The 23,606-nt window shown below is 69.5% G+C and carries 20 protein-coding genes; 6 read left to right on the forward strand and 14 right to left on the reverse strand.

All coding sequences use genetic code 11. The features are described 5' to 3' along the window. Positions 1-76: 76 nt before the first annotated feature. Positions 77-760 (forward strand): helix-turn-helix transcriptional regulator, encoded by a 684-nt coding sequence (locus tag LT948_RS07550; RefSeq protein WP_073650767.1) that lies wholly within the window; start codon positions 77-79, stop codon positions 758-760. Positions 761-763: 3 nt separating this feature from the next. On the opposite strand, the gene selB is transcribed toward LT948_RS07550, so the two are convergent. The 7 genes from selB to lipC form a co-directional block, all read right to left on the reverse strand. Continuing rightward, positions 764-2,689 (reverse strand): selenocysteine-specific translation elongation factor, encoded by a 1,926-nt coding sequence (gene selB, locus LT948_RS07555; RefSeq protein WP_023092651.1) that lies wholly within the window; start codon positions 2,687-2,689, stop codon positions 764-766. Continuing rightward, a complete protein-coding gene (gene selA, locus LT948_RS07560; protein ID WP_023092652.1) occupies positions 2,686-4,092 on the reverse strand; it encodes an L-seryl-tRNA(Sec) selenium transferase in 1,407 nt (468 codons plus the stop codon). The genes selB and selA overlap by 4 nt, the downstream gene beginning before the upstream one ends. 78 nt (positions 4,093-4,170) lie before the next feature. Continuing rightward, on the reverse strand, positions 4,171-5,100 hold the full coding sequence (fdhE, locus tag LT948_RS07565) for a formate dehydrogenase accessory protein FdhE (RefSeq protein ID WP_023092653.1): 930 nt from the start codon (positions 5,098-5,100) through the stop codon (positions 4,171-4,173). Between the two features lie 132 nt (positions 5,101-5,232). After that, positions 5,233-5,859 carry a formate dehydrogenase subunit gamma gene (locus LT948_RS07570; RefSeq protein ID WP_003095316.1) on the reverse strand — a complete coding sequence of 209 codons (627 nt, stop codon included), beginning with the start codon at positions 5,857-5,859 and terminating at the stop codon, positions 5,233-5,235. Positions 5,860-5,930: 71 nt separating this feature from the next. Continuing rightward, complete coding sequence (gene fdxH / locus LT948_RS07575; protein WP_003106793.1) at positions 5,931-6,860, reverse strand: formate dehydrogenase subunit beta; 930 nt, start codon at positions 6,858-6,860, stop codon at positions 5,931-5,933. A gap of 8 nt (positions 6,861-6,868) precedes the next feature. Continuing rightward, a complete protein-coding gene (gene fdnG, locus LT948_RS07580; RefSeq protein WP_023518136.1) occupies positions 6,869-9,949 on the reverse strand; it encodes a formate dehydrogenase-N subunit alpha in 3,081 nt (1,026 codons plus the stop codon). 307 nt (positions 9,950-10,256) lie between these two features. Then, complete coding sequence (gene lipC, locus LT948_RS07585) at positions 10,257-11,186, reverse strand: lipase LipC (RefSeq protein WP_003095318.1); 930 nt, start codon at positions 11,184-11,186, stop codon at positions 10,257-10,259. Between the two features lie 359 nt (positions 11,187-11,545). Between lipC and LT948_RS07590 the strand changes: the two genes are divergently transcribed. The 4 genes from LT948_RS07590 (at position 11,546) to LT948_RS07605 (ending at position 16,111) form a co-directional block, all read left to right on the forward strand. Beyond that, on the forward strand, positions 11,546-13,591 hold the full coding sequence (locus LT948_RS07590) for an NADPH-dependent 2,4-dienoyl-CoA reductase (RefSeq protein WP_023092654.1): 2,046 nt from the start codon (positions 11,546-11,548) through the stop codon (positions 13,589-13,591). Positions 13,592-13,799: 208 nt separating this feature from the next. Then, positions 13,800-14,249, forward strand: a complete 450-nt coding sequence (locus LT948_RS07595) for a DMT family transporter (RefSeq protein WP_003095321.1) — start codon at positions 13,800-13,802, stop codon at positions 14,247-14,249. A 156-nt stretch (positions 14,250-14,405) separates the two neighbouring features. Beyond that, a complete protein-coding gene (locus LT948_RS07600; protein ID WP_019485921.1) occupies positions 14,406-15,641 on the forward strand; it encodes a DUF1835 domain-containing protein in 1,236 nt (411 codons plus the stop codon). Next, on the forward strand, positions 15,617-16,111 hold the full coding sequence (locus LT948_RS07605; RefSeq protein WP_003135287.1) for a YkgJ family cysteine cluster protein: 495 nt from the start codon (positions 15,617-15,619) through the stop codon (positions 16,109-16,111). Before LT948_RS07600 ends, LT948_RS07605 begins: the two co-directional genes overlap by 25 nt. Before the next feature lie 2 nt (positions 16,112-16,113). On the opposite strand, the gene LT948_RS07610 is transcribed toward LT948_RS07605, so the two are convergent. The 3 genes from LT948_RS07610 to LT948_RS07620 are packed head-to-tail and all read right to left on the reverse strand — an operon-like array spanning position 16,114 to position 18,880. Continuing rightward, entirely contained in the window at positions 16,114-17,550 is a 1,437-nt protein-coding gene (locus LT948_RS07610; protein WP_004365413.1) for an ArnT family glycosyltransferase, read from the reverse strand. Beyond that, a complete protein-coding gene (locus tag LT948_RS07615; protein WP_023092655.1) occupies positions 17,547-18,521 on the reverse strand; it encodes a glycosyltransferase family 2 protein in 975 nt (324 codons plus the stop codon). Before LT948_RS07615 ends, LT948_RS07610 begins: the two co-directional genes overlap by 4 nt. Continuing rightward, positions 18,518-18,880 (reverse strand): GtrA family protein, encoded by a 363-nt coding sequence (locus tag LT948_RS07620; protein ID WP_003116095.1) that lies wholly within the window; start codon positions 18,878-18,880, stop codon positions 18,518-18,520. Before LT948_RS07620 ends, LT948_RS07615 begins: the two co-directional genes overlap by 4 nt. A gap of 236 nt (positions 18,881-19,116) precedes the next feature. On the opposite strand from LT948_RS07620, the gene LT948_RS07625 reads away from it, so the two are divergent. Further along, positions 19,117-20,478, forward strand: coding sequence for an MATE family efflux transporter (locus LT948_RS07625; protein ID WP_073657202.1), 1,362 nt, complete (start codon positions 19,117-19,119; stop codon positions 20,476-20,478). Here the strand turns inward: LT948_RS07625 and LT948_RS07630 are convergent. Genes LT948_RS07630 through LT948_RS07645 form a run of 4 tightly spaced genes read right to left on the reverse strand, consistent with a single transcriptional unit; the run spans position 20,454 to position 23,556 of the window. After that, positions 20,454-20,822: an SLOG family protein gene (locus LT948_RS07630; protein ID WP_009314301.1), complete on the reverse strand. Its 369-nt coding sequence runs from the start codon at positions 20,820-20,822 to the stop codon at positions 20,454-20,456. The two genes, LT948_RS07625 and LT948_RS07630, sit on opposite strands and share 25 nt — an antisense overlap. Beyond that, positions 20,810-22,477 carry a Na/Pi cotransporter family protein gene (locus tag LT948_RS07635; protein WP_023092656.1) on the reverse strand — a complete coding sequence of 556 codons (1,668 nt, stop codon included), beginning with the start codon at positions 22,475-22,477 and terminating at the stop codon, positions 20,810-20,812. Before LT948_RS07635 ends, LT948_RS07630 begins: the two co-directional genes overlap by 13 nt. 42 nt (positions 22,478-22,519) lie before the next feature. Then, positions 22,520-22,729 carry a hypothetical protein gene (locus tag LT948_RS07640; protein ID WP_003111811.1) on the reverse strand — a complete coding sequence of 70 codons (210 nt, stop codon included), beginning with the start codon at positions 22,727-22,729 and terminating at the stop codon, positions 22,520-22,522. Between the two features lie 50 nt (positions 22,730-22,779). Continuing rightward, positions 22,780-23,556: a hypothetical protein gene (locus tag LT948_RS07645; protein ID WP_003135296.1), complete on the reverse strand. Its 777-nt coding sequence runs from the start codon at positions 23,554-23,556 to the stop codon at positions 22,780-22,782. Positions 23,557-23,606 lie beyond the last annotated feature (50 nt).

A 23,606-nucleotide genomic window follows, 5' to 3' on the forward strand; every position in this document is an offset into this window, starting at 1 on the left:
CCGGCGCCTGCGCCAACCCGACTTCCTCGCCGCGCTGGTCGACGCCATCCACCAACTGGTGCCGATCGAGTCGAGCATGATCAGCCTGGAACGCAAGGGCCACGCGCCCACCCTGCTCTACGAGCGCGGCATCGCCGAGCGCTTCCGCGAGGCGATCATCCGCCGCTACTTCTCCCGCGGCTACCTGCTCGACCCTTTCTGCCTGGCGGTGGAGGAAGGCCTTCCGGAAGGCTTCTACACCCTCGGCGAGATCGCCCCCGACGACTTCTTCCAGAGCGCCTACTACCAGACCTACTACCTCGGCGCCGGAGCGGTGGAGGACGTCTACTACATCCTCGACCTCGGCCCCACCGAGAAGCTCTCGATCTGTCTCTACAACGGCCTTTCGGCGAGCCGCTACAGCGACGCCCAGGTCGCCGCCCTCGCCGGCCTGGCGCCGCCGGTGCTGGAGCTGGCCCGGCAGTTCTGCGCCGGCCGCGCCAACCTCTCGCCGAACCCGCAGGCCGACCTCGCCCCGCGCCTTCAGGAAGTGCTGCGCGGCTTCGGTCGCGGCGTGCTCACCGACCGCGAACGCGAGGCCTGCCACCTGCTGCTCAGCGGCCACTCGGCGAAATCCAGCGCGCGGCTGATGGACATCTCCCCGGAGACCGTGCGCATGCACCGGAAGAATCTCTACACCAAGCTGGAAGTCGGCTCGCAGTCGGAACTGTTCGCGCTGTTCATCGAGTGCCTGAGCCAGGGGCAGCGCGTCGGCCCCTGAGACTCAGGGCGAGACGCCGCCGAGCAACTGTTCGGCCAGCGCCGAGCCCTCGCGCAGGCGACGGTCGTTGCCGATGCGGCGGGTCAGGCCGATGCGGTCGAAGTGCTCGAGGATCTGGATGCTGCGCTTGCGGCCGATGCCCAGGCGGTCGCGGAATTCCGCCGGGCGGATCAGCCCGGCGGGGTCGCGGACCTGCACGGCGATCTCGGCCAATTGACGCAGGGTGGCTTCCGGGTAGAACAGGTCGCGCACCACCTGCTGCAACTGGCCCAGGCGCGCCAGCTTGCGCAGCAGGTTGCGCATGGCGGCTTCGTCCTGGCGCAGCTCGCGGGCCAGGTCGCGAACCCAGGGCGGGTCGTAGCGGCCGGCTTCGAGCAGCGGCCAGAGGCGCGCGCGCAGTTGCTCCTCGCTATCGCTCAGGCGCACTTCGTGGCCGGGCAGGTGCAGCCAGGGCCCGCTGCTGTGCACGTCGCCGCCGGCCAGGGCGGCCTCGAGCAGGGCGATGAACACCGGCCGCTCCAGCTGCGGCAGGGCGTAGCGACGCAGGCGGTCGCGGTCGGGACCGAGTTCGTCCGGTAGCTCTTCGTGGAAGCGCCGCAGGCCGGCGAGCAGTTGCTCGACCAGGGCGAACCAGCGCTCCCCGGCGAACAACCGGGGGCCGAGGCGGGTCTGCACCTCGACCACCTCTTCCGGCAGCCGCCAGTGCTCGCGCGGGCGGTTGAAGGATTGCACCAGGCGTTGCGGGTCGAGGCCGTTCTCGGCCGCGCCGAGCAAGGTCGGCAGCGCCTCCTCCAGGCTTTCCTGGCGCAGCGCCTGGAGCTGTGCCAGACGTGCCGGCGTTCGTCGGTTGCGCGCCGGCGCGGCGCCGTCGAGCACCCGCCCACCGCCAAGGGTGCGCTGCGCCGACTGGTCGCGCAGCACCAGGCGGTCGCCGTGCAGGGCCTGGATCGGCGCGTTCAGCACCAGTTGGGCGAAGGCGCGGTGGCCAGGCTCCAGTTGTTCGCCTTCGAGCAGGGCCAGGCGTCCGGTGACGTCCTGGGTGCCCAGGTGCAGGTGCACCGGGGTCCAGTGGGTGAAGTCGCGGAGTTCGTCGGGCAACAGGCGGAAGTCGATGTCGACCCGCGTGGTCGGCGCGTGCAGCGCTGCCTGCAGCAGCCAGTCGCCGCGCTGGATCTGTTCCAGCGCAAGGCGCTCGCCGGCGATGTTCAAGGCCACGCGCTGGCCGGCCCAGGCCTGTTGCGCGGGCCGGTTCTGCGCGTGCAGGCCGCGCACCCGCACCGGCCGTCCGGCGTTGCCGAGGAGCAGTTCGTCGCCCAGCGCGACCTGTCCGGAGAAGGCCGTGCCGGTGACCACGATGCCGCTGCCGGCGACGCTGAAGGCCCGGTCCACCGCCAGGCGGAAGTATCCCTCGCGGCTACGCTCGCGGACTTCGCCGGCGAGCCCGCCGAGTGCTTCGCGCAACGCCGCGACGCCCTCCCCGGTGCTGCTGGAGAGCGGGAAGATCGGCGAGCGCGCCAGCGGGCCGGAGGCCAGCAGGTGTTCGACCTGGGTCCGCACCTGCTGCACCCGCTGCGGCTCGACCCGGTCGATCTTGGTCAGCGCCACCAGCGCCCGGCGGATACCGAGCAGTTCGACGATCGCCAGGTGCTCGCGGGTCTGCGGCATCAGGCCGTCGTCGGCGGCCACCACCAGCAGCACGCAATCGATGCCGCTGGCGCCGGCCAGCATGTTGTGGACGAAGCGCTCGTGACCGGGCACGTCGATGAAGCCGGTGGGGCTGCCGTCGCCAAGGTCGGCGTAGAGGTAGCCCAGGTCGATGGTGATCCCGCGTTGGCGCTCGGCCGGGCGGCGGTCGCCCTCGATGCCGGTGAGGGCACGCAGCAGCGAGGTCTTGCCGTGGTCGATGTGCCCGGCGGTGCCGACGATCACGACAGCTCGCTCCGCAGTCGCGGCAACTGGGCGAGGAACGCCGGCTCGTCGTCGAGCTGGCGCAGGTCGAGCCAGAGGGCGTCGTCGTCGAGCCGACCGATCACCGGCAGCGGCAGCCCGCGCAGGGCTTCCTCGAGGTTGCGCAGGGCGCGTCCGCGCAGGCGCCTGGGCTGCCGCGGACGCAGGCACAGCGCAGCGCTGGCCAGCCGCGCCACCGGCTGCGCGCCGCTGCCGATCATGCCCAGGGCGTCGACCGCGGCGACCTCCCAGCCCTCGCCGAGCGCCTCGCCCAGCGCCGGCGCCAGACGCTCGGCCTGGGCGCGGATCTCCGCCGCCGGGCGGCTGAGCAGGCGCAGGGTGGTCAGGCGTTCGGCGAGGCGGTCCGGATCGCGGTACAGGCCGAGCACCGCCTCGAGGGCGGCGAGGGTCAGCTTGTCGACGCGCAGGGCGCGCTTGAGCGGGTTCTTCTTGATCCGCCCGATCAGTTCGCGGTTGCCGAGGATCAGCCCGGCCTGGGGCCCGCCGAGCAATTTGTCGCCGCTGAAGGTAACGATGTCGGCGCCGTCGGCCAGGGCTTCCTGCACCGTCGGTTCCTTGGGCAGGCCCCAGCGGGTCAGGTCCACCAGGGTGCCGCTGCCGAGGTCTTCCAGCAGCGGCAGGCCGTGGCCATGGGCGATGGCCGCCAGTTGCGCGGTGGGCACGCTGGCGGTGAAGCCCTGGACGCTGTAGTTGCTGGTATGCACGCGCATCAGCAGGCCGCTGCGCGGGCCGATGGCGGCTTCGTAGTCCCTGGCGTGGGTGCGGTTGGTGGTGCCCACCTCGTGCAAGCGCACGCCGGCGCGGGCCATGATGTCGGGAATGCGGAAGGCGCCGCCGATCTCGATCAGCTCGCCGCGCGAGATGATCCCTTCCTTGCGCGCCCCCAGGCTGTTCAGCGCCAGCAGCACCGCTGCCGCGTTGTTGTTGACCACGGTGACCGCCTCGGCGCCAGTGAGTTCGCGGATCAGCCCGGCGATCAGGTCGTCGCGGTCGCCGCGCTTGCCGCTGGCCAGGTCGAACTCCAGGTTCAGCGGGTAGCGCGCGGCCAGGGTGATCGCCTCGATGGCTTCGTCCGGCAGCAGGGCGCGGCCGAGGTTGGTATGCAACACCGTGCCGGTCAGGTTGAACACCCGCCGTACGCGGCTGGCATGCTGCGCGGCGAGGCGTTCGCCGGCGCGCCCGGCGAGCACCGCCTCGCTCAGTTCGATCTCGGCGAGGGCACCGCGTCGGGCCGGCTCGCGCAGTTCGTCGAGCAGGTCGCGGAGGGTCGCCAGCAACGCCTCGCGGCCGTAGCGCTGGTGCAGGGGAGCGGCCGCCGCGCTGCGCAGCAGGCGGTCGACCGAAGGCAAGCGAACGGAACTCATGGAGAAACCTTATCCACAGGGTAGGGTCACCGACACGCCCATCATAGACGCGTCGGCGCATGCCCGCAGCGTCTTCGGCTATTCGCCGCCGGGGGCCAGCAACAGGTTCGGCGAACGCCGCAGGTAGCCGTCCTCGGCCAGGCGCATGTCCAGCGCCAGGCTGGCCAGGTCATCGGCAAGGGCATCGGCGTGGCGGTCGAACTCCAGGTAGAACTGCTTCAGGTAGCCCTGGCAACTGGGGCAGGTCTCGGCGCGCAGCACGGCCTTTTCCGCCGGCTGCCCGTCATGCTCCAGGGACAGGTAGGTCAGGTGCTTGCTTTCCTCGCAGTGGCTGCACTTGATTCGCACGTAGTGCCATTCGCAGGCGCACAGCGAGCAGCTCAGGTAGCGCAGACCGGTTTCCTTGCCGCCCTGGCGGATCATCCCGGCCATCGGCGGCGAGCCGCAGGCGGGGCACAAGGTCCGGCTCTCGGTCTCGACCACCGCGCCCTCCTCCAGTCCCAGCAGCCAATGGCTCCAGGCTACTTGCAGGGCGGCGCCGAGGAACGGCACCAGGGCCGCCGGCAGGAGGTCGAACTGACCGCTGAGCAAGGCGATGGCCCAGGCCTTGCGCTGGCCTTCGTCGGCTTCGCGCAATTGTTCGAGTGCCGCGCCGACGGCGGCGTTGGCCGGTGCCGGGTAGCCCGCGAGCAGGGCATCCAGCCAGGGCAGCCAGGCGCCTTCGCGCACCAGCAGGTCGTAGGCCAGCGGCGGCATGCCGTGCTCGCGGCTCTTGCGCAGGCGCTCGGGGTCGAGCGGGGCCAGCGCCGGCGGGTTGTCCAGCAGCGCCTGCTGGAGCCGGCAGAGACCGGCGACCAGGCGCAGGTAGTCGCCCATCGGGTGCCCCTCGGCCAGTTGCAGCAGGCGCTCGCCGCGGAGGGCGAACAGGTCGCGCGACGGCTGGTGCAGGTGCGGGGGAATGTTGGCGGCGGCTTCGATCTGCCCCGGCTGAAGAATGGTGCGTGACACGGGAACTCCTCGGGTCTGCGCCGGCGGGCCGGTGGGCCGCGCCGCAACGATCGGGCGCCCGGAGGGGCGCGGAATGAATGCAAAGGCCCCATCGCTGGGGCCTCCGGTCGGGCGATGGCGACACTATACGAGTCAGTGCTCCTCGCCCTTGCCGACTTCCTTCAGCCAGCCATTATGGTGCTTGCGCGCCCAGGCGCGGCTGACCTTGCCGTAGAGCATCGCGCCCATCGAGCCCTTGACCCAGATGCCGGCGTAGATGTGCACGATGATGCTGGCGATCAGGACGAAGGCGGCGAAGGCGTGCAGGAGCGCCGACAGGCGGATCGCCTCGATGCCGAACCAGGCGCTGAAGTACTGGCGCCAGATCACGATGCCAGTGACCAGCAGGGTCAACATGCTCAGCAGCAGCACCCAGAACAGCAGCTTCTGCCCGGCGTTGTAGCGGCCGACTTCCGGGAGGTTCTCCTCGCGGTTGCTGACCACGTCGCGCCACTGCTTGAGCCACTGGATATCGCTCTTCTGCACCCGGTTGTGGTGAGCGAAGCGCACCACCAGACCGAGGAAGAAGACGAACATCGCCAGCCCCAGGAAGGGGTGCAGGATACGCGTCCAGGGACCGCCGCCGAACAGGTTGGTCAGCCAGAACAGCGCCGGGTGGAACAGCGCCAGCCCGGACAGCCCGGCCATGAAGAACAGGATCGCCACGGCCCAGTGGTTGCTGCGCTCGTTGGCGTTGTAGCGCTGGATTTCATTTTTCATTTCCGACTCCTCGAGAGCGCCGCCGCTGCCGCCGGGTCGCGGAGGACCGGCGGCAACGCCCGCGCGCAGGCTCAACGACGCTCGTGCGGGTCAAAGGTGTGTACCGACGGATCGACCTGGTGCACCGGTGCCTCGGCTTGCCCGTGGTCTTCCTCGTCGTCCGCGCGGTTGGGACCGACGCGCACATAGTGGAAGAACCCGGCGAGCACCGTGGCGCCCATGGCCAACAGCGCCAGCGGCTTGGTCACGCCCTTCCACAGGCTGACCAGCGGGCTGACGCTCGGCTGGTCGGCCAGGCCGGCATAGAGCGACGGCTTGTCGGCGTGGTGCAGCACGTACATCACGTGGGTGCCGCCCACCCCTTCGGGGTCGTACAGGCCGGCGTTCTCGTAACCGCGGCTCTTCAGGTCGACGATGCGTTCGGCGGCGTGTTCCTTCATGTCCTCCTTGCTGCCGAAGACGATGGCGCCGGTCGGGCAGGTCTTCACGCAGGCCGGCTCCATGCCCACCGAGACGCGGTCGGAACACAGGCTGCACTTGTAGGCCTTGTGGTCCTTCTGCGAGATCCGTGGGATGTCGAACGGGCAACCGGTGATGCAGTAGCCACAACCGATGCACTTGTCCTGGTTGAAGTCGACGATGCCGTTGGCGTACTTCACGATCGCTCCCGGGCTCGGGCAGGCCTTCAGGCAGCCCGGCTCGGCACAGTGCATGCAACCATCCTTGCGGATCAGCCACTCGAGGTTGCCGGCCTCGTTCTCGTGCTCGGTGAAACGCATCACCGTCCACGAGTCGGCCGTCAGGTCCATGGGGTTGTCGTAGGTGCCGTGGTTGTGGCCGACCTCGTCGCGCAGCTCGTTCCATTCCGAGCAGGCGACCTGGCAGGCCTTGCAACCGATGCACTTGGACACATCGATCAGTTTCGCCACTTCCTCCTGGTTCCGCACCGAGGGCATCGGCGTGGTGGTCGCGGAGCGGGCGTGGATGTCCTGACTACTCATGTTTCACCTCACGCCTTTTCCACGTTGACCAGGAACGACTTGAACTCCGGCGTCTGGGTATTCCCGTCGCCCACGAAGGGGGTCAGGGTGTTGGCCAGGAAGCCGTTGCGCGCCATGCCGGCGAAGCCCCAGTGGATCGGGATGCCGACATGGTGCACGGTCTTGCCGTCCACCTGCAGCGGGCGGATGCGCTTGGTCACCACCGCCACCGCCTTGATGTAGCCGCGGTTGGAGGAGACCTTGACCTTGTCGCCGGCATTGATGCCCAGCTCCTTGGCCAGCGCCTCGCCGATCTCGACGAACTGCTCGGGCTGGGTGATCGCATTCAGCCGGCAGTGCTTGGTCCAGTAGTGGAAGTGCTCGGTGAGCCGGTAGGTGGTCGCCGCGTAGGGGAACTCGTCGGCCGTGCCGAACAGTTCCATGTCGTTCTTGAACACCCGTGCCGCCGGGTTGCTGATCGCCTTGCGGTTGTCGCGGTGCAAGGGGTTCACCCCGATCGGCGTCTCGAACGGCTCGTAGTGCTCGGGGAACGGGCCTTCGGCCATCTTGTCGACGGCGAACAGGCGGGCCACCCCTTCGGGGTTCATGATGAACGGGTTCATCCCGGCTTCCGGCGGTACGTCGGCCTTGTAGTCGGGCACGTCGGTGCCGCCCCAGGACTTGCCGTTCCACCACACCAGGCGCTTCTTCTCCGGGTCCCACGGCTTGCCGCTGACGTCGGCCGAGGCGCGGTTGTAGAGAATCCGCCGGTTCGCCGGCCAGGCCCAGGCCCAGCCGAGGGTCTGGCCCATGCCGTAGGGGTCGCTGTTGTCGCGGCGGCCCATCTGGTTGCCCTGCTGGGTCCAGGAGCCGGCGAAGATCCAGCAGCCGCTCGCCGTGCTGCCGTCGTCGCGCAGCAGGGCGAAGCCCGGCAACTGCTCGCCGGCCTTGGCCAGGATCATGCCGTTGGCCGGGTCGACCAGGTCGCTCAGGGCCTTGCCGTTGAACTCCCGGGCCAGTTCGTCCGGGCCCGGTTCGTCGGGCTTGAGGTAGGACCAGTCGAGGCCAAGGATCGGGTCGGGGAAGGCCCCGCCGTCCTTGCGGTACATCTCGCGCAGGCGGTGGAACAGCCCGGCCATGATGGCGATGTCCGGACGCGCCTGGCCCGGCGGCTCGGCGCCCTTCCAGTGCCACTGCAACCAGCGGCCGCTGTTGACGATCGAGCCGTCTTCCTCGGCGAAGCAGGAGGTGGGCAGGCGGAACACCGTGGTCTTGATGCTGGCGGTGTCGACGTCGTTGTACTCGCCGACGTTGCGCCAGAACTCCGAGGTCTCGGTCACCAGCGGGTCCATCACCACCATCCACTTCAGGCGCGCCAGCGCGGCGCCGACCTTGGCCTTGTTGGGGAACGAGGCGATGGGGTTGAAGCCCTGGCAGAAGTAACCGTTGACCTTGCCCTGGTACATCATGTCGAAGTAGCGCAGCACGTCGTAGCCGGCGCCCGGCATGTCGAGCTTGGGCAGCCAGTCGTAGCACCAGTTGTTTTCCTTGGTCGCCGACTTGCCGAACCAGGCCTTCATCAGGCTGACGTGGAACTTGCCGTAGTTCTGCCAGTAGGACAGTTGTCCCGGGCGCAGCGGCTTGGCCGTGCGCTTGGCGATGTAGGCGTCGTAGTCCTGCTCGGCGTCCATCGCCAGGGTCAGGTAGCCCGGCAGCGAGTTGGACAGCAGGCCGAGGTCGGTCAGGCCCTGGATGTTGGAGTGGCCGCGCAGGGCGTTCATGCCGCCGCCGGGCATGCCGATGTTGCCCAGCAGCAGCTGGACCATCGCGCCGGTGCGGATCATCTGCGCGCCTACCGAGTGCTGGGTCCAGCCCAGGGCGTACATGATGGTCATGACCTTGCCCGGCTTGGAGGTCTCGGCGATTTCCGCCCAGACCTTGAGCATCATGTCCTTCGGCGTACCGCAGATGTTGCTCACCACGTCCGGGGTGTAGCGGCTGTAGTGCTGCTTGAGCAGGTTGAACACGCAGCGCGGGTGGGTCAGGGTCGGGTCGACCTTGGCATAGCCGTCCTCACCGATCTCGTAGCCCCAGGAGGACTTGTCCGGGTAGGTCCGCTTCTCGGCGTCGTAGCCGTTGAACAGGCCGTCCTCGAAGCTGAAGCCTTCCTTCACGATGAACGAGACATCGGTGTAGTTGCGCACGTATTCGTGCTGGATCTTGTCGTTTTCCAGCAGATAGTTGATCAGGCCGCCGAGGAAGGCGATGTCGGTGCCGGTCCGGATCGGCGCGTAGTAGTCGGCGACCGAGGCGGAACGGGTGAAACGCGGATCGACCACCAGCAGCCGCGCCTTGTTGTGCGCCTTGGCTTCGGTGACCCATTTGAATCCGCATGGGTGGGCTTCGGCGGCGTTGCCGCCCATGATCAGCACCAGATCGGCATTCTTGATGTCGGTCCAGTGGTTGGTCATGGCTCCACGGCCAAACGTCGGGGCAAGACTTGCCACCGTCGGGCCGTGTCAGACACGCGCTTGGTTGTCGAATCCCAAAATGCCGAGGGAACGCACCACCTTGTGGGTGATGTAGCCGGCTTCGTTGGACGAGGCGGACGCGGCGAGGAAGCCGGTGGTCAACCAGCGGTTGACGGTCTGGCCCTGCTCGTTCTTCTCGACGAAGTTGGCGTCGCGGTCTTCCTTCATCAGCTTGGCGATGCGCTCGAGGGCTTCGTCCCACTCGATGCGCTTCCACTCGCTGGAGCCGGCCTCGCGCACTTCCGGATACTTCAGGCGGTTCGGGCTGTGGATGTAGTCCAGCAGGCCGGCACCTTTCGGGCAGAGGGTGCCGCGGTTGACCGGATGGTCGGCGTCGCCCTCGATGTGGATGATGTTCTGCGCGACGTTCTTGGCGCCGTCGCCCTGGCTGTACATGATCAGGCCGCAACCGACCGAACAGTAGGTACAGGTGTTGCGGGTCTCGACCGTGTGCGCCAGCTTGAAGTGGCGGACCTGGTCGGCGAAGGCCTCCGTGGGGGCCATCCCGAGCGCCGCAAGGCTCGATCCTCCAAGGCCTATACCGCAGACCTTGAAGAATTGCCGACGGTTCATATCCATCGTGCATCTCCTGCATCAGGCAAAGGACACCCGGGACATGGCCGGATGTCTCTGGTTAAAAGATAGCCAGCCTGGCGAGGTACGCCAGCCGGGCATGGCTACGGGGCAGCGAACCCTACACGAACGCTGGGTTTTTCTGCCTTGACCGGAGTCATTACACGGCGGCGCAAACCTTGTCCAGCAAGGTGCGCGGAATCGGGACGGGTCCGAACGCCGCGAGGCGCGCGAACAGGAGGTGATATCCAGGTGCCATTAGACCAAAGGCTAATGCCGGGTCGCCTACGGCTGCGGCGACCCGGCGAGCGGATCAGAGTCCGACGTTCCTGAGGCGATTGGCATGCTGCCGATAGACCTGGGTCGGGTCGCTCTCGAACAGGCTGACCAGGCCGAGCAACTGGTTGACTTCGTCCAGATGGTCCATCCGGTAGTTGTCCTTCACCACGCTGCCCAGGTGGCTGGAGCATTGGCCGACCAGACCGTCGTTGGCCTCGCCGAACAGCAGCCCGGTCACCGCCAGGCCGGCGGAGCTCGGGTCGAGCGCATTGGTCAGGGAGCCGGTGCCGCTCATCGAGTAGTAGCGCACCCCGGCTACCGTCTCCGCGCCCTGGCCACAGGCGCTGGCCGGGATCGCCTGCGGGAAGCGCTGGTTGAACCGCGCGGTGCCGGGAGTGTTGAGACTGTTCAGGGCAGCCAGCGCGTCGCCCTTGACCCACTCGCCGCCGTCGACGATGTCGACCACCGAGAACAGCGCCTCCACCGCCGAGGCGATCACCTCGGTGCCGATCGGCCCGAGGAACTCGCTGAAGCCGGTCACCGCGTCGGCTACCGGCGTGCCCTTGTGCGGCGTGCCCATGGTGGTGACCGAGGCCACCAGTTGCGGCGCCACCCCGGCGACGTAGCGCACGGTCATGCCGCCCTGGCTGTGGCCGATCAGGTTGACTTTCTCCGCGCCGGTCAGGGCCAGGACTTCCTCCACCTGCGCCAGTAGCTGTTCGCCGCGCACCTCGTTGCTGTTCACCGGCGACTGCGAGGTAGCGAAGACCTTCGCGCCGTCCTTCTCCAGGGCCGGCACGATAGCGTGCCAGTAGTCCACCGGGCCGACGCTCTTGAAGCCGAACAGACCGTGGGACAGCACGATGGGATAGCGCGTGCGGGTGTAGTCGGTCGCAGCGTGCACGGGAAGGCTGGCGGCCAGCGCTACCAGCGCCGCCGCGAGGAACGTCTTGTTCTTGTTCATCGTCGAGACTCCGTTCGGATTGGACAGGCAGTTGGCAAGGCACGTGCTGAGCGGGCCGGAACCCCAGCCTGACAGCGCCGCCAAAGGCGTCGAGCCGTGCTTAAGTTGGGCTCCCGGCGCACGCCATTACCCCGGGTAACAGCGCCGCCGTTCCCATTCCGCCCGCCGCGCCGCAAGTGCTGTCGGAGAGCTTTCGACGCCTGTCACCCGGGGCCACAGCGGTGCAGCGCAGCGAGCACCTATCCGATCAGCCAGTCCGCCGGCTTGACCGAAATGCCTGGCGGTTCCGGCAAGCGGGCCGCATTCGGCGGCGGCGCAACTTCCTATGGTGAAGCGTCCCTGGCTACCGGAACCGCGCCATGCGCAACCCCTACCCGCCGCTCGCCGCCGCTCCCTATCCGCACCTGCTGGCCCCGCTGGACCTGGGCTTCACCCGTCTGCGCAACCGCGTGGTGATGGGTTCGATGCACACCGGGCTGGAGGATCGCCTGTGGGACTTCGGCAAGCTCGCCGCCTACTATCGCGAGCGCGCCCGGGGCGGCGTCGGGCTGATCGTCACCGGCGGCTTCGCGCCCTGCCGCGAAGGTTGGCTGCTGCCCTTCGGCAGCAGCCTCACCAGCGCCCTGGAGGTGCCCGCCCATCGTCGCCTGACCCAGGCGGTGCATGCCGAGGGCGGCAAGATCCTGCTGCAGATCCTCCACGCCGGGCGCTATGGCTACCACCCGATGGCGGTGTCCGCCTCGCCGTTGAAGTCGCCGATCAGTTGGTTCACCCCGCGCGAACTCTCCGAGCGCGGCATCCGCAAGACCATCCGCGCCTTCGTCCGTTGCGCGCGGCTGGCCAAGGCCGCCGCCTACGACGGCGTGGAAGTGATGGGCAGCGAAGGCTACCTGCTCAACCAGTTCCTCTGCCCGCGCACCAACCGCCGCGACGACCAGTGGGGCGGCCCGCTGGAAAACCGCATGCGCCTGGCGCTGGAGATCGTCCGCGGCATCCGGCGGATCGTCGGCCAACGCTTCATCCTCTGCTATCGCCTGTCGCTGCTCGACCTGGTCGAGGGCGGCAATACCTGGGACGAAGTACGGCGCATCGCCCTGGCCCTGGAGGAAGCCGGCATCACCCTGCTCAACACCGGTATCGGCTGGCACGAGTCGCGCGTGCCGACCATCGTCACCTCGGTGCCGCGCGCGGCCTTCGCCGAGGTCAGCGCACGGCTGCGCCACGAACTGAAGGTGCCGGTGATCGCCAGCAACCGGATCAACACCCCGGAGGTCGCCGAATCCCTGCTCGCCGCCGGCAAGGCCGACCTGGTATCGATGGCCCGGCCGTTGCTGGCCGACCCGCAGTTCGTGGCCAAGGCCGGTGCCGGCCGGGCCGAGGAGATCAACACCTGCATCGCCTGCAACCAGGCCTGCCTCGATCATGCCTTCGCCAACCGCCGCGCCACCTGCCTGGTCAACCCGCGGGCGGCCTTCGAGACCGAGTTGCGCTACCGCAAGGCGCGCACGCAGAAGCGCATCGCGGTGATCGGCGCCGGCCCCGCCGGGCTCTCCGCCGCCTGCGTGGCCGCCGAGCGCGGGCATCGGGTCAGCCTGTTCGAGGCGAGCGGGGAAATCGGCGGGCAGTTCAACCTGGCCAAGCGGATTCCCGGCAAGGAAGAGTTCCGCGAAACCCTGCGCTACTTCCGCGTGCGCCTGGAACGCCTCGGCGTCGACCTGCGCCTCGGCCACCGGGTGCGCCAGGGCGAGCTGGACGGTCAGTTCGACGACGTGGTGGTGGCCACCGGCATCCAGCCACGCCGGCCAAGGATCGACGGCATCGGCGGACCGACCGTACTCAGCTACGTGGACGTGCTGCGCGGCGCGCCGGTGGGCGCGCGGGTCGCCATCGTCGGCGCCGGCGGCATCGGCTTCGACGTCGCCGCCTTCCTCGTCGCCGCGCCCAGCGACGGCCAGCCGCGGGCGCTCGGCGAATGGCTCGCGGAATGGGGCGTGGACCTCGACAACAGCCAGCCCGGCGGCCTCCGCGAACCCGCTCCGACGCAGCCGGCGCGCCAGGTCTGGCTGCTCCAGCGCAAGCCCGGCGCCCCCGGCGCGCAGCTCGGCAAGACCAGCGGCTGGGTGCACCGCGCGCACCTCAGGCACAACGCCGTGCGCATGCTCGGCGGGGTGGAGTACCTGAAGATCGACGAACGCGGCTTGTTGATCCGCGTCGACGGCGAGGAACGCTGGCTGGAGGTGGACAACGTGGTGATCTGCGCCGGCCAGGAGCCGCTGCGCGAGTTGCAGATCAGCCAGGCGGCGGAAAGCCTGCGCTTCCACCTGATCGGCGGGGCGCGGGTGGCAGGGGAACTGGATGCCAAGCGGGCGATTCGCGAGGGGGCCATGCTGGCGGCGCGCTTGTAGGGGGGTAACGCCGCTGGCGGCATGGCGGCCGTAGGGCGAACAACCGCTCGCGATTACCCGCCGGGCGGAATCCGAGGGCGAGCGATGGGGCCTCGCGTTTTCCTCCTCCGCCCCCGCCTGGTGCATACTGTGCGACTCCCCGTACCACTCCGGCCCGTCCCTCGCCATGCGCGGGGCGCGCTCGCCGTCATCGTTCCAGGAGTCTTCCATGCCCACTCCCCCCTGGTGGCTGTTCGTCCTGCCCCTGCTCGCCGGCGCCTGCCTGCCGCTGCAGGCGGGGATCAACGGCCAGTTGGCCAAGCAGGTGTCCAGCGTCCTCGCCGCGGCACTGATCTCGTTCTTCGTCGGCACCCTCGGGTTGCTCGCCCTGACCCTCTCGCAGCGCGAGTTTCCCGGCCTGGCGGCATTGCGCGGGCTGAGCTGGTGGCACTGGTGCGGCGGTTTCCTCGGCATGTTCTTCATCTTCATCGCCGCCTTCGCCGCACCGCGCATCGGCGCGCTGATGTTCATGGTGCTGGTGCTCGCCGGCCAGTTGGGCATGGCCATGAGCCTCGACCACTTCGGTTGGGCCGGCTTCCGCGAGGCACCGATCAGCGCGCTGAAGCTGGGCGGGTTGGCACTGATCGGCGCCGGCATCTGGATGATCCGCAAGGGCTGAGTGCGTCTTGCCGCGGACGCGTCGGCCGGCCTATAGTCGGCCTCGGCGTTCTCCACGCCTCCCGTCCGCGGAAAGGGCAGCGCCCAGGCGATCCACCCCACGCATCGCGCATGCGACTCCAGGCCTGATGGCGGACAAGGCTGCAGAGGAGATCGTATGTCCTTTTCCCGCACTCTCGGCGACGGCCGGATCAATCTCGAACAGCAACGCAAGCGCGCCAAGGAGTTGTTGCGCCAGTGGCGCCGCGACCCGGCCAGCCGTACAGGGCTTCCGGGGCAGGAGCCGCGCCTGGCCGACGCCCAGTGGCAGGTGGCGCGCGAGCTGGGCTTCGCCAGTTGGCCGCGACTCAAGGCGCATGTCGACGCCATCGCCTTCGCCAGCCGCCACCCCGACTTGGTCGGCGGCGACGAGGCCGCGACCCTGCACCTGCGCTGCGGCAACGATATCGCCCACGGCCTGAAGCTCGCCGGCTTTCGCGGCGACTTCCGGATGTTCGCCGACCCGCTGACCATGGGACCGGTGCCGAACCTGCCGTTGCCCGAGTTCCTCGCCCTGCGCAGCGACTACCTGAGCCGCGCCTTCGACCTCGACCCGGCCGACGCCCAGGCCCGCCAGCGCCAGGAATACGCCGGGCTCGAGCGGCTCGGCGAATACTCGCGGGTGGCGCTCTGGTGCGAGGCGGACGCCTACGACCAGTTGTTCCTGCTCCGGGTGCTGGCAGGAATGCAGACGCCGCCGGAGCATCTGGAACTGATCGAGATCGACCGCGTGCCAGGCGTCGAGCGCTTCGTCGGCATCGGCCAACTGGCGCCTGAGCTGCTCGCCTGGCTATGGACTCGGCGTCGCCCGCTGGACACCGAAGCCCTGGCGCTGGCCCGCGCGGCCTGGGACGCCTACCGCGATCCGGTGCCACTGCGCTGGGCGCAACTGGCCGCCGCGCCAACCCCGGCGCTACCGTTGCTGGGGCCGGCGCTGCGTCGGCAACTGCATGAACTGCCGGCCCTGCGCGACGGCCTGTCGCTGAGCGAACGGCTGACACTGGAGATCGTCCGCGACGGCGAGCGGCCGAGCGCCGGTCAGGTCTTCGCCGAGCTGACCGCACGGCGCGAGCCGCTGCCCTATCTCGGCGACCTGATGTTCCGCGTCCTGCTCCGCGCGCTGCTGGAAGAGCCCGGTGCGCTGCTGCGCACGCCGACGCCGGAACTGCCCTGGGAACGCCAGCCGCTGGCGCTGACCGCTGCGGGCCGCGAGGTCCTGGCCGGGCGGCGCTACCGCCTCGACCTCGGCGCCCCCGAACGCTGGGTCGGCGGCGTACGCCTGCGCGCCGGCACCGCGCACTGGGCTCTGGACGAGCAGGACCGGCCGGTATGGCGGGAGGACCCACGGCACTGACGCTCATCGCCCGGACGAGCGCAACGGGCGCGCAGCCACTATCATTGCGCGCCCGTTTCCCCCGCCCCCGCCCGCCGATGAAGAAGATCCCGCTCGCCGCCGCCGACCCCGACCGCCTGGATACCTGGGTGAAATACCGCGAAGGCCTATGCGGCGAGTGCAACGCGACCTGCTGCACGCTGCCGGTGGAAGTGCGCATCGACGACCTGATCCGCATGCGACTGGTCGACGAGTTCGAGCGCGAGGAACCGGCCAAGCGAATCGCCAAGCGACTGGAAAAGGATGGCGTGATCGAGCACTTCAACCACAAGCGCGAGATCTTCACCCTCACCCGCATGGCCAACGGCGACTGCCTGTACCTCGACCGCAAGACCCGCCTGTGCACCATCTATGCCCGCCGCCCGGACACCTGCCGCAACCACCCGCGCATCGGCCCGCGTCCCGGCCACTGCGCCTACCGGCCGAAGTAGCCTCAGCCAGGCGGCGCCACGCCCTGGCATAGCTGGTACTGTCCCACCGGCGGCCGGCAGCGCAAGCGCTGGCGCACCTCGTCGGGCAAGGCGCCGAACGAACGCGAGCGGATCGCCAGCAGGGCGTCGCGACGCAACCAGCCGGCCAGTTCGCTGTCCTCCGCCCGTTGTGCCCGCCCGCCGCTGTAGAACACTGCCGAGTACGGCCGCTTCGGCCAGAACACCAGCGGCCGCTCGCGCCAGCCGGCGTCGCTGGCCAGCAGCGCGGCGGTGGACTTCTGCTCGGCGCGCGAGCCCAGCAGCAGGGAGCCGAGGAACAGCGCGAACAGCAATGGGGTCAGCGCCAGGCAGGCCAGCCCGCCACGCCGCAGCCAGGCGCTGCGCGCCAGCGGCGCGCGCAGCAGGTCGGCGGCGAGCAACGCCAGGGCCGGCAGGCCGGGCAGCACGTAGGTCCAGAGGACGTTGCCGGCGAAGGTGAAGAACAGGCACGGCGCCAGTCCCCAGAACAGCCAGTAGCGCCTGCGCGAGGCGACGCCATCGACCACTTCCCCGCGCTGGCGCCAGCCCAGCCAGAGCAGCAGCGGCAGCCAGAGGCTCCAGGGAAACGCGGCGGCCAGCAGGAACAGCCAGACGCTGCCGTAGGGATAGGCGTGTGCATTGCCGTAGCGGTCGCCGTCCCAGCCGGCGGTGACGAAGCGCTGCCAATGCTCGCCGAGCAGGAAGTACTCGAGGAAGCCCGGCGTCTTCAACTCCGCCAGCAGGTACCAGGGCGCCGCCACCAGGAGCATCAGCAGGCTTCCGCGGATCCATGGCAGGCCCCGCCAGAGCGCGCGCCAGCGCCACTCCAGCAAGGCCCACAGGCCGATCGGCAGTCCGGCGAGGATCAGCGTCAGCGGCCCTTTCGCCAGCAGCCCGAGGCCGAGGCCGAGGAACATCAGCCAGCCCTCGCGGCGCCGGATTCCCTCCGCGCCATGCAGGCCCAGCCAGAAGCCGCGCATGGTCAGGACCAGGGCCAGGGCCAGGGCCATGTCGGTCATCACCGCCCCGGAGGCGACGAAGAACAGCGCCGAACTGCCCAGCAGGACGCAGGCGATCCGCGCCTGCCGACGATCTTCGCGAGCCTGCCAGTCCCATACCAGCCACAGCACCAGCACGCCCAGCAACCAGTGCGGCAGGCGGCTGGCGAACTCGTTGGCGCCGAGCAGAAGCTGGCCGCCGGCGCTGAGCCAGAAGGCCAGCGGCGGCTTGCCCCAGAACGGCACGCCGACGTCGTACCAGGGCGTGATCCAGTCGCCCAGTTCGGCCATCTTCCGCGCCACCTCGCCATAGCGGGCCTCAGTGGTGTCCATCAGCGGATAGCTGCCCAGGCTCAGCAGGCGGATGGCGAAGGCCAGGGCGAGCAGGAACCAGGCCAGCGGCCAGCCGCGCAGCGCCCTCACGGATTGGCCCCGCCGACCTGCGCCGGCAGGTAGCGGTCGATCAGGTAGAGCGGGCGGCGCCGCGCTTCCATGGTCATCCGCCCGAGGTATTCGCTGCATACGCCGATGGCCAGCAGTTGCAGGCCACCGATCAGGAACAGCGCGGCGATCACCGGCCAGTGCTCGTGGATCTCCTGTTGGCCGAAGATCCCGGCGAGCAGGGTCGCCAGGGCCGCCAGCAGGGTGAGCAGACCGAGGTAGCCGGCGACCTTCAGCGGCGCGGTGGAAAACCCGGTGATGCCCTCCAGGGCGAAGTTCCACAGCCGCCAGTAGCGCCACTTGCTGTGGCCGGCGACGCGAGCGGCGCGGCTATAGGCGATATCGACCTGGCGGAAACCGACCCAGGCGAACAGTCCCTTCATGAAGCGATTGCCTTCCGGCAGCTCGCAAAGGGCATCGACCACCCGCCGGTCGAGCAGGCGGAAGTCGCCGACGTCGCGCGGGATCGGCACCTCGCTGAGGCGGTTGATCAGCCGGTAGAAGGCGCTCGCCGAGGCGCGCTTCAGCCAGCTTTCACCGGCCCGGCTACGGCGGCGCATGTTGACCATTTCGGCGCCGCCGATCCAGGCGTCGAGCATCTGCGGGATCAGTTCCGGGGGATCCTGCAGGTCGGCATCGATGACGATCACCGCGGCGCCGCGCGACAGCTTGAGCCCGGCGCTCATCGCCTGTTCCTTGCCGAAGTTGCGGGTGAAGCGGGCCACGCCCACCCGGCGGTCGGCGGCCTGTAGCTGGGCGAGGATCGTCGCGCTGCGGTCGGTGCTGCCGTCGTCGACATAGAGCACCTCGCAATCGTCGCCAAGGTCGCCGAGCACGGCGCCGAGGCGCTGGTGGAAGGCCGGCAGCACCGCCTCCTCGTTGAACACCGGCACTACCACGCTGAGCAGGCAGGGGGCCTCGAGCTTCGACGCCAGGGAAGGTTCGATCATCATGAGAAGGTCCAGAGTCGATGAAGGTGATAGGTCGCCAACAGCAGTGCGCCGGTCGCGGCGAGCTGGGCCAGGCGGTAGTCGAGTCCGGCGAGGTCGCCGAGCAGCAACACCAGGACGGCGTTGCCGAGTACGCAAAGCAGGCTGACGGCGAAGAAGCGCGGCAGCGAACGGAACACCGGGCCACGGTGGCGGAAAGTCTTCCAGCGATGCCCCAGGTAGGCAGCCAGAGCCCCGCAGCCTGCTCCCGTCGCGGCGGCCACGGCGGCGCCGACGGCGAAGCCCTCGACCAGGAGGGTCAGCACCAGGTAATGAACGGCGGTGGCACCGGCGCCGACCGAGACGAAACGCCCCAGGAGCATGCATGGCTTCCTCTGGAAACAACCGACGCCGGCATTCTAGGAAGGTGCGCAAAGCCCCGCGGTTAGCGCTGCGCAAGCTTCCTGACAGGTTTTCGCAGGGTTCCCCGCGGCAGGCCTGGAAGCCGCGTCGGACAAGGAATACACGGCAGGCAGAGGTCTGTTACCGGATATGAAAAACGGGTTTTCCGCAGGCCTCGCCGCCGTCGCTATACTGCCCGGCCGATCCGGAGGACCCCATGAGCCTGTTGCGCGATGCCTGGCGCCACGCCCCGACCCACCACAGGGTCTGGGCGCTGGCCGGGCCGATGATTCTGTCGAACGTTTCCGTTCCCCTGGTGCACCTGGTGGACAGCACGGTGGTCGGCCACCTGCCGCACGCCTACCAGCTCAGCGCGGTAGCCGTGGGCGGCAGCCTGTACACCCTGATGGTCGGCGTGCTCGGCTTCCTGCGCATGGGCACCACCGGCTTCGCCGCCCAGGCCGCCGGCCGCGACGATGGCGGCGCGCTGCGCCTGATCCTCGCCCAGGGCCTGGGCATGGCGCTGCTCCTGGCCCTGCTGCTCGGCGCGCTGGCCCTGCCCCTGAGCGGCTGGGCCCTGCAACTGATGCAACCGTCGGCGGAACTGACCGGCGAGGCCCGCGCCTTCTTCCATACCCGCCTGCTCGGCCTGCCGGCGGCCCTGGCCAGCTACGCACTGGTCGGCTGGTTCCTCGGCACGCAGAACGCACGGGCGCCATTGGCGATCCTGTTGACCACCAACCTGAGCAACATCGCCCTGGTGCTCTGGTTCGTCCACGGCCTCGACTGGGGCGTGCAAGGCGCGGCCCGCGCCTCGGTGCTGGCGGAATGGAGCGGCGCCCTGCTCGGCCTGGCCCTGACCCGCCGCGACCTGGCCCGGCGCCCCGGGCGGGCGCAGTGGCAACGCCTGCGCCACTGGCTGTCCTGGCTACCGCTGCTGATGGTCAACCGGGATATCTTCATCCGCAGCCTGGCCCTGCAACTGGTGTTCTTCCTGCTCACCGTACAGGGCACCCGCCTCGGCGACGCCACGGTAGCCGCCAACGCCCTGCTGCTCAACGGCCTGCTCCTGACGTCCTACGCCCTCGACGGTCTCGCCCACGCGGTGGAGGCGCTCTGCGGCCACGCCATCGGCGCCCGCGACCGAACCGCCCTGCGCCGCGCGCTGGTGGTGGCCGGTGGTTGGTCGCTGCTGGCAAGCCTGGCGTTCGCCGCGCTGTTCGCTCTGTTCGGCCACCTGTTCATCGACCTGCAGAGCGACATCGCCGGCGTCCGCGAAGTCGCCTACGCCTATCTGCCGTACCTGGCCTGCCTGCCGCTGCTGGGGATGTGGAGCTATCTGCTCGACGGCCTGTTCATCGGCGCCACCCGCGCCCGCGAGATGCGTAACGCGATGCTCGTCGCGGTGGCCGCCAGCCTGCCCCTCGGCTGGCTGTTGCAGGGGCTGGGCAACCACGGGCTATGGCTGGCGTTCCTCGCCTTCATGCTGCTGCGCGGGCTGGTCCTGGCCGCCTACGGCTGGCGCCTGACCCGCCGCGATGGCTGGTTCGCCGCTCAGGGCGCCGACAGCGGACGATAGGCGAGCATCAGCGGGACGTAGGCAGCGTGCGCGACCTGTATCAGTTCGCTGGCCAGGCGCCCGCCGGGAAACACCAGCACCAGGTCCGGCGCGGCATCGCCGAGGACGGCCTCGCCATACTCGCGCAGGGCGTTGTCGCTGCCACTGCGCTCCGGATAATCGTAGGCGCGCGAATCCGCGCCACGCTCGCGGCACCAGCGCTCGGCCTCGTCCGGCAGGCCGCTGCCGGCATGCAGCAGGTGGCCGAGCAGCGCCACCGGTTGCAGGCCGTGGCACTGGTCGAGCGCCAGGCGCAGGCGTTCGGCGTCCTTGAAATGGCGTCCGGCGCAGATCAGGAGGCGCATGCCGATCCCTCCCCTTGCCCTGGCTCGTCCGGCCGCTTCGCCATCGGATCGATGCCGCTGCGTTCGAGCAGCGGATAGGCCAGGGCGGTGACATGATGGTGGATGCGTCGGTAGTCGCGGAGAATGCGCTGGAACACGTCACCGGACTCCACCCAGGCACCGCGATCGTCGCGCAGGCGACGGAAGCGCTCGCGACTGGCATCGGCCTCCAGTCGCTGCAACAACTTCTTGCGCGCCACCAGGCGGAGCGCGGCGTCCAGGTCTTCGCGAAGGAACGCGCTGATCGCCAGGTGCAGGCTCTCCTCGATCGCCGCCTGCAACGGCAGCATGCGGCCCAGCTCGAACTCGCTGCCGGCGCGACTGCGCCCGGCCCAACGCATCGCCAGGGGCAGCAGGCTGTTGGCGACGAGATCGCCGATGTGCTCGATGTTGATGGCGAACAGGAGAATTTCCTGGGCACGATCGGCGTCGCTGTCGCCGAGGCCGTCCTGGCCGAGGTCTGCCAGGTAGGCGCGGATCGCCGCACTCAACTGGTCGAGGGCCTGGTCCTGGCGACGGATTTCCGCCGCCACCTTCGCCTCCGGTCGCTGCAACAGGCCGCTGGTGGCGCGCAGCATCAGACTGGCCATGTCGGCCAGCCGCAGGACTTCGCGAGTAGCGTTGGCCAGGCCGATGTTGGCCACCTCCAGCCCGGCTTCGTCGAGGTAGCGCGGCATGCCCGGCTCGTCGGACTGTGCCTCTTCCGGCAACAGGCGCGCGAGCAGCGCCGCAAGCGGTCCGGTGAAGCCGATCGTCAGCAGTGCCAGGGCCAGGTTGAAAGCACTGTGGAACCAGACCGCCGCCGCACCGCCGAGTGCGTTGGCCGGTTGCGCCAGCGCCGTCAGCCAGGGCAGCACCAGCAGGCAACCGAGCAGGCGCACCAGCAGGTTGCCCAACGGCAAGCGCCGCGCCACCCGGCTACCGGCCACCCCTAGCGCCGGCAAGGCGCCGCCGAGGTTGGCACCGAGCACCAGGGCCAGGGCGATGGGCAACGAGACCAGTCCGGCCTGGGCCAGGGACGCCACCAGCAGTACCACCGCGACACTGGAATGACAGGCCCAGGTCAGCAGCGCGGCGAGCAGCAGGGCGATCAGCGGATCGCCTTCGAGGCCGTGGATCACCGCGACAAAGGCTGGCGAGGCCTCGATCTGCTGCAGGGAATGGCCGAGCAACGCCAGCGCCAGAAGCATCAGACCGAGTCCGATCAGGCACTGGCCAAGGCTCTCCAGGCGCGGACCGTCGCCCAGGCGGAACAGCAGCAGGCCGGACAGCAGGGCCAGCGGGGCCAGCAACGAGGTGTCGAAGCTGAGCAGTTGCACCACCAGAGTGGTGCCGACGTTGGCGCCGAGCATCACTGCCAGCGCCGGCGCCAGGCCCAGGGTGCCACTGGCGGTGAAGGACGCTGCCATCAGACTGGTGGCGGTGCTGCTCTGCAGCAGGCCGGTGATGCCGAACCCGGCGAGCAGGGCCAGCCAGCGGTTGCCCAGGTGGCGGCCGAGCCAGTTGCGCAGCGCAGTGCCGAAACCGCGCAGCACGCCGCTGGAGACCATGTGCGTGCCCCACAACAGAAGGGCCACGGCACCGGCCAGGTTGATCAGGAGGATGGTTCCCAGCATGGCGGAACTCCCGGTTCGGAATGGATCGTGAAGGGAACGGGCTCATTGACCCATGGCCAGCCTGAGCGAGGCACGGTTGAGCGCGCTCGAGCAGTCCAGCAGGTATTTCACTTCGACCTGGCTCAGGCGGCCGCTGGCGTATGCGCGCACGCTGATCACCATCAGCAGGTGCGCGGCCTTCGCCAGCAGCCGTGCTGCCAGGCCACAGAACGCGCGGCGAGACGCGCCCAGGCATTTGCGTACGACGTTCATGGCTGTTTCCTCGGTGGAGGAGCGTGCCGCAGCGCGGCACGCCCTTGGGCTCAGAAACGCAAGGTCGCTCCCGAGACCAGCCATCGCTCGCGCTCGCCGCGCAGGTGGCCGCCGACCAGCAGGTCGAGGTCCAGCCGTTCGCCCAGGTGCAGCCGCGGTCCGGCCTGCCAGCCGCTGTCGCCGGCCGACTCGCCGAAGCGTTCGGCGATCAGGGTCAACGGCTGGCCGACGCGGTATTCCATGCCCATGCCCCAGTTCCAGCGATGCCGGCGCTCGCCCTCGGCGTAGGCATGCCCCAGGCCGACCCCGGCGTTCAGGCGCAGGGCCTCGAACGGCTGGTAGCTCAGCGGCAGGTTGAAGCCGGCGCCTTCGAAGGCGTGCCGGCGGTCCAGGTAGAGATCCGCCGAGAGCGCCAGGGCCAACGCCAGGCCGAGGTCGTCGCGGGCCAGCAGCGGTGTCTTCAGCTCGGGGCTGAGGCGGCTGTGCCGATCGCCTGCGTCGCCCTCACGCACCAGCGCCGCGCCGAGCTGCACCGATGGTAGGGCGGAGAAGGTGCAGGCGGGCGACAGCACCGACTGGTAGCGGTTGCCGTGGTGGCGTTCGCGCTGGTGCCAGGCGTCCAGGTTGCATTCGCCGACGGGATCGATCTCGCCGTCGTCGACCCGGTAGGCGCCGCCCGCGGCGCGAGCCTCGGACAGCAGCGCCAGCAGCAGGACGCAGGCGAGCGCGGCGGCGACGAAGCCCAGGCGCCAGGACAGGGCGCGTCGCAGCGCGGCCGGCAGCGGTTGGAAAAGGGGCGCCCGCGGGCGCCGGTCGTGCAGGGTCATGATGCGTCTCTCCATGCGTGGGTCCGGTGTGCGTTGGGCGGCGCGGCGAG

Source organism: Pseudomonas sp. CP-1 (assembly GCF_021213715.1).
Taxonomy (GTDB): Bacteria; Pseudomonadota; Gammaproteobacteria; order Pseudomonadales; family Pseudomonadaceae; genus Pseudomonas; species Pseudomonas aeruginosa.

Coding starts and splice junctions, on each gene's coding strand:
- fdxH (WP_003106793.1), bottom strand. CDS start 6,860: ATGAGTAGTCAGGACATCCACGCCCGCTCCGCGACCACCACGCCGATG.
- LT948_RS07570 (WP_003095316.1), bottom strand. CDS start 5,859: ATGAAAAATGAAATCCAGCGCTACAACGCCAACGAGCGCAGCAACCAC.
- LT948_RS07635 (WP_023092656.1), bottom strand. CDS start 22,477: ATGCTGGGAACCATCCTCCTGATCAACCTGGCCGGTGCCGTGGCCCTT.
- LT948_RS07605 (WP_003135287.1), top strand. CDS start 15,617: ATGGCGGGAGGACCCACGGCACTGACGCTCATCGCCCGGACGAGCGCA.
- LT948_RS07600 (WP_019485921.1), top strand. CDS start 14,406: ATGTCCTTTTCCCGCACTCTCGGCGACGGCCGGATCAATCTCGAACAG.
- LT948_RS07625 (WP_073657202.1), top strand. CDS start 19,117: ATGAGCCTGTTGCGCGATGCCTGGCGCCACGCCCCGACCCACCACAGG.
- LT948_RS07595 (WP_003095321.1), top strand. CDS start 13,800: ATGCCCACTCCCCCCTGGTGGCTGTTCGTCCTGCCCCTGCTCGCCGGC.
- LT948_RS07640 (WP_003111811.1), bottom strand. CDS start 22,729: ATGAACGTCGTACGCAAATGCCTGGGCGCGTCTCGCCGCGCGTTCTGT.
- lipC (WP_003095318.1), bottom strand. CDS start 11,186: ATGAACAAGAACAAGACGTTCCTCGCGGCGGCGCTGGTAGCGCTGGCC.
- LT948_RS07590 (WP_023092654.1), top strand. CDS start 11,546: ATGCGCAACCCCTACCCGCCGCTCGCCGCCGCTCCCTATCCGCACCTG.
- LT948_RS07615 (WP_023092655.1), bottom strand. CDS start 18,521: ATGATGATCGAACCTTCCCTGGCGTCGAAGCTCGAGGCCCCCTGCCTG.
- selA (WP_023092652.1), bottom strand. CDS start 4,092: ATGAGTTCCGTTCGCTTGCCTTCGGTCGACCGCCTGCTGCGCAGCGCG.
- LT948_RS07645 (WP_003135296.1), bottom strand. CDS start 23,556: ATGACCCTGCACGACCGGCGCCCGCGGGCGCCCCTTTTCCAACCGCTG.
- LT948_RS07550 (WP_073650767.1), top strand. CDS start 77: ATGATCAGCCTGGAACGCAAGGGCCACGCGCCCACCCTGCTCTACGAG.
- LT948_RS07620 (WP_003116095.1), bottom strand. CDS start 18,880: ATGCTCCTGGGGCGTTTCGTCTCGGTCGGCGCCGGTGCCACCGCCGTT.
- LT948_RS07630 (WP_009314301.1), bottom strand. CDS start 20,822: ATGCGCCTCCTGATCTGCGCCGGACGCCATTTCAAGGACGCCGAACGC.